Below are 12,143 nucleotides of genomic sequence, written 5' to 3'. Positions count from 1 at the left end.
GTCACCGCCCGGATCAGTGGAAGGGACAGCGCGCGCCGGTCCCGCTCCGCCGCACCCGGACGCCCGACCGGGGCTTCGTCGGCATGCGACGGCGGTCGACGCCGAGTCCGGTGGCGAGGACCGTCACGCGGGGATCGCTCAGCGCCGCGACGGCCGCCGCGAGCCCGGCGATGGCGAGCTTCTCCCCGGGGCAGCGATGGCCACCGGTCACCGATGCGCCACCGTGCGGGACGAACGCGGGGAGCGCTTCGTAGTCGTCGACGCCGACGAACCGCTCCGGGTCGAACACGTCGGGCCGCTCCCACGAGCGGTCGTCGGTGTCCGTGCCGAGGATGTCGAGCACCAGTCGACCGCCCGCCGGCACCCGCGCGCCGTCGATCTCGACGTCCTGCACGGCGCGCGCCGGGAGCATCGGCACGAACGGCGCCGTCCGACGGATCTCCTGCGCGAACGCGGTCGCGAGCGGACCGCCGACCAGCGAGCCACGCGCCGCGGTCTCGTCGGCGATCCGCGTCCGCCAGTCCGGGCGGTCGTGCAGCGCCGCCGCGGCGAATGCGGCGAACCGCGCGACCGCGATCATCGGACGGAAGCTGTTCTGCAGCTCCACGCCGGCGGTGCGCGACGGGAGCAGCGCGCCCTGGCGGTCGCGGTGCCACGCCCACTCGTACAGGGCCGTGCCGGCAGCCGGGTCGAGTCGGCCGCTCCGGACGGCCTCGACGAGGCGCCGCGCGTGTCGGTCCGACCACAGCCGGTTCCGGACCGCGAGCAGGTACTCGGGCGAGTACGGCACGCCGAAGCCGTCGACGATCTGCGCGAGCCGTGCGGCCCACCGGGTCCTCGCCTCGTCCGTGCCCGGGAGGCCCGCCCACCGCATGCTCGCCCGTCCGTACGCGCCGACCGCGGCCCGGTACGCCGACCGCTCACCACCGGCGATCCACGCCGCGAGTTCCGCCCGCCACTCCCGGTCGAACAGGGGTGAGAGCCGCTCGACCTGGGCGTCCTCGTACGCGACGTCGACGAAGGTCGCCTTGCGGTGCCGGTGGTCGTCGCCGTCGAGACCGTGCACGGATCCCGGGCCGAACAGGGTCAGCCGGACGACGGCGGGCATCGCTCCGTGGCGACGGACCAGGCGTTCGTCGTAGAACGCCGCGACGCCCTCCGCCCCGCGGACGAGCAGTGCCCGGTCCCCGAGCAGGCGCATGGGCACCGACCGTGCGCCGGCGTCCGCGCGCCGCCAGATGTGCGCGCCGAAGCCGTAGCCGCGGGTCAGGAGGCCGATCGTGTCGTCACGGAGGACGTTGCGCGACGCCGTGGTGGATGCCATCGGTCCATCGTGCCGGGCCGGGTCTGCTCGGTTCCCAGGGGCGACGCCGGAGCTGTTCAGCGTCGATCGAGCAGCGCGAGGACCGTGACCGCGATGTCGTCTGGTCGCCGCACGGAGGTGTCGATCAGCACGTCCGCGGGGATCGACGGCAGGAGCCCCCGGAAGCGCCGGTGGGCCTCGTGGTGGAACCCGGCCACGCGGGACCGTCCTCGGGTGGCATCGGCGGCGGCACGACCGAACGTGACCTCCACCGGCGCGTCGAGGACCACCCAGGTCGGCGTGACCCCTGGTGGCAACGGTCGGGTGAGGGCGTCCCGTTCCTCGGCCGAGAACACGGGGCCGACGGCGATCACGACGTCGACCGCCGAACGCATCCAGGAGGCGACGAGGGCACCGTGGGCCTCGTGCGCCGCGGCCCAGAGTCCGGAGTCGGCGGCTCCCCCGGCGACCATCGCGGCCACGTCGTCGACGTCGACGACCACGACGGTCCGCCCCCGGGCGCGGAGCAGGCGAGCGAGGGCGTCGGCGGTCGTGTCCTTGCCGACCGCGAGTGGACCGGTGACGACCAGGAGGTCCGGCATGCTCCCACGCTACGGCGTTCCGACACGCTGCGGCCGAGCACTACCGACGGGGCGCCGCCACCGATCCCCGGTGCTGCAGGGTCGGCGGGATGCGCGACGCCTCCGGTGTCCCCCCGTCGAGGATCTCGAGCAACATCGCGAAGGACGTCCGGGCCATCTCGCCCGACGGCAGGTCCACGTTCGACACGGGCGGCACGCAGTGCTCGGCATCGGCGTCGGGCGCGAGAGCGGTCACGGAGACGTCCCGCGGCACGTGGCGTCCGAGCTCGCGGAGCCGGTCGAGCACGGTCGGGAGCGCCGTCTCGTTGTGGACGACGAGCCCGGTGATGTCCGGGTCGAGCGCGAAGAGCCGTTCGAGCGACTCCGCGACGTCCGCCCGGGAGCCCCCGGTCGACACCCACGTGGCGGTGCCGCCCGCGTCGCGCACCGTCCGCAGCACGGCGTCCCGCGCGGTGACCGCGAACCCGAGGCCGCGGTCGAAGGTCTCGACGGCGTGTCCGACGTAGCCGATGTGGCGGTGGCCCTGGTCCATGAGGTTCGTCGCCTCGAGCGCCCCGGCCGCGGCGAAGTCGAAGTCGATCGACGGCAGGGTGATCGGCGGCCCCGGTGTGCCGAGCACGACGGTCGGGAACCCGAGCTGCTCGAGCAGGGCGACGCGGGCGTCCTCGGTCTCGACCTCCATGAGGATCACGCCGTCGACGAGCGAGCCGGCGGTCACCTCGCGGATCGCCTGGACCCCGTCCTCGGTGCTGAGGAGCAGCACGTGCTTGCCCTCCTGCCGGGCGGCGCTGAGGATGCTCAGGACGAACTCCATCTGCACACGCACCTGCGACTCGGGGCGGAGCGGGAGCGCGAGCGCGACCACGTTGGTCCGCCGCCGTCGGATCGACCGCGCGCCGGCGTGTGGGATGAACCCGAGTGCGTCGATGCTCGCCTCGACCCGCCGCCGGGTCTCCGCGGAGATCGGTCGGTTCCCGCTGAGCACGTACGACACGGTGCTCGTCGACACGCCCGCGTGCCGGGCGACGTCGGCGATGCGCTGCACTGGCACGGTGGGCCCTCTCTCTCCGCCCGGACCCGGACCGCGACGCGGTCGAACCCATTCGACGATAGCGCGGACGAGCCCCACGCCATGCCCGGGAAGGCGCGCGTGTCATCGTCGAATTGTTTCGACGATTCTCTTGTGCTCGCTCCGGACGTGCAATAGCGTGACCGCCGTTGAGTGACGAAGGAGTTACGAGATGAGCAGTGTCGACGGCACGATCCGGGTCGCGATGATCGGACACGGGTTCATGGGCGCCGCCCATTCCCAGGCATGGCGCACGGCGCCGGTGGTCGCGGACCTGCCGCGCTCGGTGCGTCGATCCGTCGTCGTCGGCCGCGACGCCGCCCGTGCCGCGGCCGCCGCGGACCGCCTCGGGTGGGAGTCGAGCGCCACCGACTGGCGCGACGTCATCGCCCGCGACGACATCGACCTCGTCGACATCTGCACGCCGGGGTCCTCCCACGCCGAGATCGCGGTCGCCGCGCTCGAGGCGGGCAAGCACGTGCTGTGCGAGAAGCCCCTGGCCAACAGCGTCGCGGAGGCGGAGCGCATGGCCGCGGCCGCCGCCACGGCCGCGGACCACGGGGTCGTCGCGATGGTCGGCTTCAGCTACCGTCGCGTCCCCGCGCTCCGGTTGGCGCACGACCTCGTCCGGGCCGGGAGGATCGGGGACGTCCGCCAGGTGCGCGCCACCTACGACCAGGACTGGCTCGCCGACCCCGACGGACCGATGACCTGGCGCCTCGACCAGGAGCAGGCCGGCAGCGGCGCCCTCGGCGACATCGGAGCCCACGCGATCGACGCCGTCGAGTACGTGACCGGAGCGGCGGTGGAGCGGGTGTCCGGTCTCCTGCACACCTTCACGACCGAACGACCGGTGATGACGGAGGCCGTCGGTCTCGGGGGCCGTTCCGCCGCCGACGCCCCGCGGCACCCGGTGACCGTGGACGACCTCGCCCTCATCACGGCGCGGCTGTCCGACGGATCGATCGGCCAGTTCGGCGCCTCGCGCGTCGCGAGTGGTCGGAAGAACGCGCTCCGCATCGAGATCAGCGGCACGACCGGTGCGGTGGCGTTCGACCTCGAGCGGCTCAACGAGCTCGCCTTCCACGACGCCACCCTGCCGGAGACCGAACAGGGCTTCCGTCAGGTCCTCGTCACCGACCCCGGCCACCCCTGGGTCGACATGTGGTGGCCAGCGGGGCACGTCCTCGGGTGGGAGCACGCGTTCACCCATCAGGTCGTCGACCTCGTCACCGCCATCGCCGACGGCACCCGTCCCGAGCCGTCCTTCGCGGACGGCCTCCACGTCCAGCGCGTCCTCGACGCCGTCGCACGCAGTGCCGACGCCGACGGCAGCTGGGCCGACGTCCCCGCGGACTCCGCGGCCGACGTCCTCACCTGACCCGTCCCTCCCGACCGGCCCAGACCGACACAGCACGACCCGCCCGGCGACGAGCGCCGGGCCGGGCGCTCGACCACGCCCGCGCACCCGCGACCGGGCGCAGCACGACCCTCGCGCAGCCGCGAGGTCCCATCCAGGAAGCGAGCACCGCAATGAAGCGCAGTAGCAGCACATCCGCCCCCACCCGGGCGCGACGACGAGCCACCCTCGTCGGAGCGGCCGCCATCGCCACCACCATCCCGCTCGTCCTCGGCGGCTGTGCCACCGGCTCCAACCCCGCCGCGAGCAGTGTGAAGAGCATCAGCGTGCTCGACTACTACAACCAGGGCAACGACAAGGTCGTCATCGGCAAGACGCTCAAGCAGTGCGGCAAGCAGATCGGTGTCACGATCAACCGCAACGTCGTGCCGGGTGCGAACCTCGTCCAGAAGGTCCTGCAGCAGGCGTCGTCGAGGACGCTGCCGGACGTGCTCATGCTCGACAACCCCGACCTGCAGCAGATCGCGGCGAGCGGTGCCCTCGCCCCGCTCAAGGACTACGGGATCTCGTCCAAGGGGTACGCCAAGGGCGTCGTGTCGGCCGGCACGTACAAGGGGAAGCTCTACGGGCTCGCCCCCACCGTGAACACGATCGCGCTCATGTACAACAAGAAGGACCTCAGCGACGCAGGCGTCCAGGTCCCCACCACGTGGGCCGAGCTGAAGACCGCCGCCGCCAAGCTGACGTCGGGATCGCAGTACGGTCTGGCGTTCGACGCCAACGCCACGTACGAGGGCTCGTGGCAGTTCCTGCCGTTCATGTGGTCGAACGGCGGTGACGAGAAGCACCTCGACACCAAGGGCACCCAGGGCGCGTTGCAGCTCTGGACCGACATGGTCAAGAGCGGCTCGGTGTCGAAGGGCGCGCTCAACTGGACGCAGGCCGACGTGAACGACCAGTTCATCGCGGGCAAGACCGCGATGATGATCAACGGCCCGTGGCAGATCCCGGCCCTCAAGGCGAGCGGCATCGACTACGGCATCGCGAAGATCCCGGTGCCGAAGGCCGGCGACGACTCGGTCGCTCCGCTCGGCGGTGAGGTCTGGACCGTGCCGCAGACCGGTGACAGCGCCAAGCAGAAGGTCGCGGCGAAGGTCGTCAAGTGCCTCAACAGCGCGAAGAACCAGCTGTCCATGGCGAAGCAGCGGTACACGATCCCCTCGCGCACCGCGGTGGCGAAGCGGTTCGGCCAGCAGGTGCCGTCGGAGCAGGTGTTCGTCGACATGGTCGCGACGGCCCGGGCCCGCACGGGTGAGCTCGGCGCGAAGTGGCCGGCCGCCGCGACGAAGATCTACACCGCGATCCAGTCGGCGCTCACCGGGCAGTCGTCGCCCGCGGACGCGCTCAAGGACGCGGCGAACAGCTGATGACGGTCGACACCGCCGGCGTGCGGAGCCGGGCGACGGGGACGGGGGGCGGCTCCGAGCGGGACCGTCGCCCCGCCCCGGGGCCCCGGCGCGGCGCCGGGAGCCTCCGCCGCGAACGGGTGTTCCGGCTGCTGTTCCTCGCACCCGCCGTGGTCTACATGCTGTTGTTCTTCGGCTACCCCGTGGTCAAGAACATCGTCATGAGCTTCCAGGACTACACGACGACGACGTTCTTCACCGGGAGCGCCCCGTTCATCGGGCTCCGCAACTACGTCAGCGTCATCAGCGCGCACTACTTCGGCACCGCGCTGCTCAACACCGCCCTGTTCACGGTGATCTCCATCGTCGGGCAGTTCGTGCTCGGGCTCCTCATCGCGCTGTTCTTCAAGCGGTCGTTCCCGCTGAACGGTCTGCTCCGGTCGCTCCTGCTCCTGCCGTGGCTCCTGCCCCTCATCGTCTCGAGCGCGGTGTGGAAGTGGATCCTCGACCAGGACAGCGGCGTGCTCAACCAGGTGTTGCAGGGCCTGCACGTCGTCGCGGGGCCGGTCCCCTGGTTGACGAGCACGTCCATCGCGCTGCTCACGGTGATCGGCGTGAACATCTGGATCGGGATCCCGTTCAACACGACGATCCTGTACAGCGGTCTCCAGGACATCCCCGAGGAGCTGTACGAAGCCGGCTCCCTCGACGGTGCCACGGGCTGGAAGGCGTTCCGGCACATCACCTGGCCGATGCTCCGTCCGGTCGTCAGCGTCGTGCTCGTGCTCGGCGTCGTCTACACGATCAAGGTGCTCGACATCATCCTCGGGCTCACGAACGGCGGCCCGGCCAACTCCACCCAGACGATCGCCACCCAGTCGTACCAGCTGTCGTTCCAGCAGTTCAGCTTCGGCAAGGGCGCAGCGCTCAGCGACATCCTCATCGTCATCTCGGCGGTGTTCGCGGTCGTCTACCTGCGCGCCACGAGGAGGGCGATCGATGAGTGACCACGTCGTGGCACCGGACCAGGTGCTCACCGCCCCGACCCGCTCGCGGGCCGTCAGAGGGGCGACCACCCGCCGGACCGCCGCCGAGGCGGGGCGGCCGCGCCGGGCCTCCCGGAAGTGGATCCTGACCGTCATCGGGATCCTGATCCTGTGCGTCATGTTGTTCCCGGTCTACTGGATGCTCAACATCTCGCTCCAGCCCGCCGGACCCGCGATCGACGCCGCGTGGTTCCCGTTCCACGCCCAGTTCTCCGGGTACGCGCACGCGCTCGCCGACCAGGGCGGGAACCTCGTGACGAGCCTGCTCATCGCGGCGGGGAGCGTCGTCCTCAGCCTGCTCATCGCCGCCCCGGCCTCGTACGCGCTGGCGCAGCTCCGGATCCGGGGCGCGGACACGATCCTCTTCGGGATCCTCATCGCGCAGATGATCCCCGGGATCGTCGTCGCGAACGCCCTCTACACCGCCTACAACCAGCTCGGGCTCCTCAACTCGGTGCTCGGCCTGGTTCTCGCGGACTCGACCGCGGGGATCCCGTTCGCGATCATCGTCATGCGCGCGTTCATGGCCGGGATCCCGACGTCGATCATCGAGGCGGCGAAGATCGACGGTGCCGGCAACGTCCGGGCGTTCACCGCGGTCGTGCTGCCCATCAGCGTGAACGCGCTCGTCACCGCGGCGCTGTTCACCTTCCTGTTCACGTGGAGCGACTTCCTGTTCGCCCTGACGCTGACGACCACCCAGAAGATCCGGCCGATCACCCTCGGCATCTACCAGTACATCGGCACGTACACCGCCGACTGGAGCACGGTCATGGCGACCGCGGTCCTGGCCTCCCTGCCCGCGATCATCCTGCTCGTCATCGCGCAGCGGTTCATCGCGGCGGGCGCCACCGGCGGTGCGGTCAAGTGACCGCCGCGCGCCACGACACCACACCACCACGAGCAACGGAGCAACCGTGACCGACACCACCACCCCCATCCGCGTCGTCGTCTGGGGCGAGAACCGCCACGAACAGGTCGAGCAGCACGTCGCCGACCGCTACCCGGACGGCATGCACGGCGCGATCGCCGCCGGCATCACGAACTGGCTCGGTGACGCCGCGTCGGTGACGACGCACGTGTTCGACGAGCCCGAGCACGGCCTGACCGAGGAGGTCCTCGAGCAGACCGACGTGCTGACCTGGTGGGGCCACGCCGCACACGCCGAGGTCGACGACGAGGTGGTGGACCGCGTGCACCGGCACGTCCTCGCCGGGATGGGCCTCATCGTGCTGCACTCCGGCCACTGGTCCAAGATCTTCGGCAAGCTCATGGGCACCACCTGCACGCTCCGGTGGCGCAGCGAGCACGACCGCGAGCTCGTCTGGACGGTGAACCCGCAGCACCCGATCACCCGCGGCATCCCGAACCCGATCGTCATCCCCGAGCAGGAGATGTACGGCGAGTACTTCGACGTCCCCACGCCGGACGAGCTCGTGTTCATCAGCGGGTTCAGCGGCGGTGAGGTGTTCCGGAGCGGCATGACGTACCGCCGGGGCTTCGGCAAGGTGTTCTACTTCAGCCCCGGGGACCAGGACTTCCCCGTCTACCACCAGCCCGACGTGACCCACGTGATCGCGAACGCGGTCGAGTGGGCCCGTCCGGAGCGCGAGCGCGCGACGCCGACCCTGCTCCGGTACGACACGGACGACTTCTTCAACGGCAAGAGCTACCAGGGAGCGATCGAGGCATGACCGAGACCATCGACGCGGACCGCCCGGTCCGCATCCTGCAGGTCGGCGCGGGCGGCATGGGGCAGGCGTGGCTCCGGAACGTCGTGGCCAGTGCCGACGTCGAGCTCGTCGGCATCGTCGACCTCGTCCCGGAGACCGCGCGCGCCGGTGCCGAGCTCGTCGCCGCCGCCGGCGGCGGGACGGTGCCGACGGGTGCCGTGCTCGCCGACATGGTCCGGGAGGTCCGTCCCGACGCGGTCCTCGACGTCACGATCCCCCGCGCCCACCATCCGGTCACCACCGAGGCGCTGTTCCTCGGTCTGCCGGTGCTCGGCGAGAAGCCCGTGGCCGCCTCGGTCGCCGAGGGCCTGTCGCTCGCCGCGGCCGCCGAGTGCACGGGCGAGCTGTTCATGGTGAGTCAGTCCCGCCGGTACAACGACCACCTGACGCACCTCCGTGCCCTGACCGCCGAGCTCGGCGACGTCGGCGTCGTGACCCACACCTTCGCGAAGGCCCCGCACTTCGGGGGGTTCCGCGACGTGATGGACCACCCGCTGCTCCTCGACATGGCGATCCACCCCTTCGACGCGGTCCGCGCCCTGCTCGGACGCGATCCCGTGTCGGTGTACTGCGAGGCGTTCAACCCCTCGTGGAGCTGGTACCGGGGCGATGCCGCGGCGAGCGCCGTGTTCTCGTTCGAGGACGGCGTGCGGTTCGTCTACTCGGGCAGCTGGTGTGCCGCCGGCGCCGAGACGTCCTGGAACGGCGACTGGCGGGTGAGTGCCGCCGGGGGCACCGCGCTCTGGGACGGCGACGCGGCGCCCTCGGCCGAGCGCGCCGACGGGTCGCCACTCGTCGTCGACCCGCCGACGAGCACCCCACCGGAGATCGCCGGGTCGCTCGCGGAGTTCGTCACCGCGCTGCGGACCGGACGGCGTCCGCAGGGCGAGGTGCACGAGAACGTCGTCAGCCTCGCCATGGTCGAGGCGGCCGTCGAGTCCGCCGCCACGGGCCTCCCGGTCCGCATCGACGACGTGCTCGGCCGCGCGCTCACCACCGCGATCGCCGACGAACAGCGGGACGACGTGCGCGAACGGCTCCGGTCGTGGCCGTCCGTCCGGGAGGCCCTGGCCGCGCCCGCGGCGGAGGTCGCCTCGTGAGCGCCGCAGCCGGCACCCGCCCGGTCACGCTGTTCACCGGTCAGTGGGCCGACCTGCCGTTCGAGGAGGTGGCGCGCCTGGCCGGCGAGTGGGGGTTCGACGGTCTGGAGATCGCCTGCTGGGGGGACCACCTCGACGTCCGCCGCGCCGCGTCCGACCCGGAGTACGTCGCCGAGCGGAAGGCCGTGCTCGAGCGGAACGGGCTCGAGGTCCGGGCGATCGCCAACCACCTGGTCGGGCAGGCCGTGTGCGACGACCCGATCGACGCGCGGCACGAGGACATCCTGCCGCCGCACGTCTGGGGCGACGGTGACCCGGAGGGCGTCCGCCAGCGGGCTGCTCGCGAGATGCAGGACACCGCACGGGCGGCCGCGGCACTCGGTGCCCACACCGTGACCGGGTTCTCCGGGTCGGCGATCTGGAAGACCGTGGCGGGGTTCCCGCCGGTGCCCCCGGGCATGGTCGACGCCGGGTACCAGGACTTCCACGACCGGTTCGCGCCCATCCTCGACGTGTTCGAGGAGGTCGGGGTGCGGTTCGCGCTCGAGGTCCACCCGTCGGAGATCGCGTACGACTACTGGACCGCGAAGCGGACGCTCGAGATGTTCGCCGACCGGCCCGCGTTCGGCTTCAACTTCGACCCGTCGCACTTCGTGTGGCAGGACCTGGACCCGGCCGCGTTCCTGCTCGACTTCGCTGACCGGGTGTACCACGTGCACTGCAAGGAGTCGGTCAAGCAACTCGACGGACGCAACGGCCGGTTGGCGTCGCACCTGCCGTGGGGCGATCCACGTCGCGGTTGGGACTTCGTGACCGCCGGGCACGGGGACGTGCCGTGGGAGCGGGTCTTCCGGGTGCTCAACGCGATCGGGTACGACGGCCCGACGAGCGTCGAGTGGGAGGACGCGGGCATGGACCGGCTCGTCGGGGGGCCGGAGGCGCTCGCGTTCGTCCGGGCACTCGGGCGGATCGCGCCGCCGGAGGCCGCGTTCGACGCGGCGTTCTCGCGTTCGCGGTGACCGGGGTCAGCGGACGCCGCGGGGCGCTGCCGGTGCATGCTGGCGCGACGCGTCAGCGCGTCCAGGGGTCCTCGGGCCGCGATCCGGCACGGAAACCGAACGACTCCACCATGAGCACGGCCTCGGGGAAGTGCGCGGCGACCGCCTCGGGGACGTGTGCGTCGCTGCCGAAGGTGACTGCTCGGCCGCCTTCCTCGCTCCACCACTGCGGCACCCACGACCAGAGCCGTCGGGTGTTCATCTCGAGCGCGCGTCCGGATCCGGCGATGGCGCGCATCGCGGCGCGGAAGCCCTCCTCGAAGCGTCGGGGGTCGAACGGTCCCGCCGTCGCGGTCGGCCAGGCGCGCACCGCGTAGTCGATGTGCGTGAACACGGCGAAGGCGTCGGACCCCGCGACCATGCGGGGGACCTCCTCGAGGTACGCCCACATGACCTCGTCCGCGGGTCGGTGGTGGTACAGCGTCGTCGGTTCGGTGCGGTCGTCGCCGAAGGGGAGCATGTGCAGCGACCCGTTCACGCGATCGATCGCGCCGGTGTCGAGGACCGTGGCAGCCGCCTCCCCCCAGAGGTGCGGCTGGCCGAACTCGACGCCGGTGAGGATCCGCAGTCCGGGGAACGCGGATCGGCACCGGTCGATCGACTCGAGGTACCCGTCGAGGTCGAACGACGGCAGGTGGACGATGCCGTCGTCGCCGACGAGCGCCCCGGCGTACGGTCCCATGTCGCCGTCGTCGACGCGCCACGTGTCCTCGAGGTCGAGGTGTTCGGTGAACACGATGGCCGGGAGCCCGACCCGGACCGCCTGCTCGCACGTGCGCACCATCCGCCCCGGCGACGCCGGGTCCGATCCGCTGTCCCAGGACCACTCGCTGTGGACGTGCCCGTCCCCGGGGAGCCTCACGGCGCCACCACCGCCTCGAACGGACCGTACGTGTTCAGCACGTTGCCCTTGCTCGTGACCTCGCTCCGGAGCAGCCGCAGGCGGAGCGGGGGGTCGGTGGGTTCGAACAGGCGGCGTCCGGCGCCCGCGACGGCGGGGTGGATCATGAGTTGGAGTTCGTCGAGCAGGCCCGCGAACACGAGCTGACGGACGACCGAGATGCTGCCGCAGACCGCGACGTCCCCGCCGTCCCCCGCGCGGAGCTCGCGGACGACGTCGAGCAGGTCGCCCTCGATGAGGGTGCTGTGCTCCCACGCCAGATCCGGTCCGAGGGTGCGCGAGACGACGAGCTTCTCGATCGGGTTGATGAACCGGGCGAACGGGTCCTCCGGGTGGGCGGGCCACCACGTCGCCCATTCCTCGTAGGACCTCCTGCCGAGGAGCACCGTCGACGTCGCCGCCATGAACCGGCCCATCCCGGCACCGAGTTCGTCGTCGAACGAGTCGTACTGGAACCGGAACGGGTCCTGGACGACGCCGTCCACGGACGTGAAGAGACCACTCGTGACCGTGCGCATGCGGCAGAAGCTAGTGCACGCGGGCACCGCTCGGCCAGCATCGTCCG

General features: G+C 71.6%; 12 protein-coding genes. 7 read left to right on the top strand and 5 right to left on the bottom strand.

Translation table 11 applies throughout. The features are described from left to right. Positions 1–13: 13 nt before the first annotated feature. The 3 genes from DEI82_RS07320 to DEI82_RS07310 are packed head-to-tail and all read right to left on the bottom strand — an operon-like array spanning position 14 to position 2,956. The gene (locus tag DEI82_RS07320; protein ID WP_111036358.1) at positions 14–1,324 is read right to left on the bottom strand and encodes a cytochrome P450; all 1,311 of its coding nucleotides are present in this window, start codon (positions 1,322–1,324) and stop codon (positions 14–16) included. Between the two features lie 56 nt (positions 1,325–1,380). Further along, a complete protein-coding gene (locus DEI82_RS07315; protein WP_111036357.1) occupies positions 1,381–1,905 on the bottom strand; it encodes an AAA family ATPase in 525 nt (174 codons plus the stop codon). A gap of 40 nt (positions 1,906–1,945) precedes the next feature. Beyond that, a complete protein-coding gene (locus DEI82_RS07310) occupies positions 1,946–2,956 on the bottom strand; it encodes a LacI family DNA-binding transcriptional regulator (protein ID WP_111036356.1) in 1,011 nt (336 codons plus the stop codon). 190 nt (positions 2,957–3,146) lie between these two features. On the opposite strand from DEI82_RS07310, the gene DEI82_RS07305 reads away from it, so the two are divergent. The 7 genes from DEI82_RS07305 to DEI82_RS07275 all read left to right on the top strand — a co-directional run bounded on the left by DEI82_RS07305 (position 3,147) and on the right by DEI82_RS07275 (position 10,638). Next, a complete protein-coding gene (locus DEI82_RS07305; protein ID WP_258371998.1) occupies positions 3,147–4,355 on the top strand; it encodes a Gfo/Idh/MocA family protein in 1,209 nt (402 codons plus the stop codon). Positions 4,356–4,507: 152 nt separating this feature from the next. Beyond that, on the top strand, positions 4,508–5,761 hold the full coding sequence (locus DEI82_RS07300) for a sugar ABC transporter substrate-binding protein (protein WP_111036355.1): 1,254 nt from the start codon (positions 4,508–4,510) through the stop codon (positions 5,759–5,761). Then, positions 5,761–6,747: a carbohydrate ABC transporter permease gene (locus DEI82_RS07295; RefSeq protein ID WP_111008737.1), complete on the top strand. Its 987-nt coding sequence runs from the start codon at positions 5,761–5,763 to the stop codon at positions 6,745–6,747. The genes DEI82_RS07300 and DEI82_RS07295 overlap by 1 nt, the downstream gene beginning before the upstream one ends. Beyond that, positions 6,740–7,657, top strand: a complete 918-nt coding sequence (locus DEI82_RS07290; protein ID WP_111036354.1) for a carbohydrate ABC transporter permease — start codon at positions 6,740–6,742, stop codon at positions 7,655–7,657. Before DEI82_RS07295 ends, DEI82_RS07290 begins: the two co-directional genes overlap by 8 nt. Before the next feature lie 46 nt (positions 7,658–7,703). Continuing rightward, a complete protein-coding gene (locus DEI82_RS07285; protein ID WP_111036353.1) occupies positions 7,704–8,480 on the top strand; it encodes a ThuA domain-containing protein in 777 nt (258 codons plus the stop codon). Then, complete coding sequence (locus tag DEI82_RS07280; protein ID WP_111008734.1) at positions 8,477–9,619, top strand: Gfo/Idh/MocA family protein; 1,143 nt, start codon at positions 8,477–8,479, stop codon at positions 9,617–9,619. Before DEI82_RS07285 ends, DEI82_RS07280 begins: the two co-directional genes overlap by 4 nt. After that, positions 9,616–10,638 carry a sugar phosphate isomerase/epimerase gene (locus DEI82_RS07275; RefSeq protein WP_111008951.1) on the top strand — a complete coding sequence of 341 codons (1,023 nt, stop codon included), beginning with the start codon at positions 9,616–9,618 and terminating at the stop codon, positions 10,636–10,638. Before DEI82_RS07280 ends, DEI82_RS07275 begins: the two co-directional genes overlap by 4 nt. A 52-nt stretch (positions 10,639–10,690) precedes the next feature. Here DEI82_RS07275 and DEI82_RS07270 read toward each other — a convergent pair whose 3' ends face one another. Beyond that, a complete protein-coding gene (locus DEI82_RS07270) occupies positions 10,691–11,539 on the bottom strand; it encodes a PHP domain-containing protein (protein WP_111036352.1) in 849 nt (282 codons plus the stop codon). Next, on the bottom strand, positions 11,536–12,096 hold the full coding sequence (locus DEI82_RS07265; protein WP_111008732.1) for a dihydrofolate reductase family protein: 561 nt from the start codon (positions 12,094–12,096) through the stop codon (positions 11,536–11,538). The genes DEI82_RS07270 and DEI82_RS07265 overlap by 4 nt, the downstream gene beginning before the upstream one ends. Positions 12,097–12,143 lie beyond the last annotated feature (47 nt).

This window comes from Curtobacterium sp. MCBD17_019 (assembly GCF_003234555.1).
Classification (GTDB): Bacteria; Actinomycetota; Actinomycetes; order Actinomycetales; family Microbacteriaceae; genus Curtobacterium.
Note: the sequence above shows the minus strand (reverse complement) of the source record. Positions and strands in the feature narration are given on the sequence as shown.

What these genes read in the sequence shown, in the direction of transcription:
- DEI82_RS07320 (WP_111036358.1), bottom strand. Translation starts at nt 1,324, where the DNA reads ATGGCATCCACCACGGCGTCGCGCAACGTCCTCCGTGACGACACGATC.
- DEI82_RS07315 (WP_111036357.1), bottom strand. Translation starts at nt 1,905, where the DNA reads ATGCCGGACCTCCTGGTCGTCACCGGTCCACTCGCGGTCGGCAAGGAC.
- DEI82_RS07305 (WP_258371998.1), top strand. Translation starts at nt 3,147, where the DNA reads ATGAGCAGTGTCGACGGCACGATCCGGGTCGCGATGATCGGACACGGG.
- DEI82_RS07300 (WP_111036355.1), top strand. Translation starts at nt 4,508, where the DNA reads ATGAAGCGCAGTAGCAGCACATCCGCCCCCACCCGGGCGCGACGACGA.
- DEI82_RS07295 (WP_111008737.1), top strand. Translation starts at nt 5,761, where the DNA reads ATGACGGTCGACACCGCCGGCGTGCGGAGCCGGGCGACGGGGACGGGG.
- DEI82_RS07290 (WP_111036354.1), top strand. Translation starts at nt 6,740, where the DNA reads ATGAGTGACCACGTCGTGGCACCGGACCAGGTGCTCACCGCCCCGACC.
- DEI82_RS07280 (WP_111008734.1), top strand. Translation starts at nt 8,477, where the DNA reads ATGACCGAGACCATCGACGCGGACCGCCCGGTCCGCATCCTGCAGGTC.
- DEI82_RS07265 (WP_111008732.1), bottom strand. Translation starts at nt 12,096, where the DNA reads ATGCGCACGGTCACGAGTGGTCTCTTCACGTCCGTGGACGGCGTCGTC.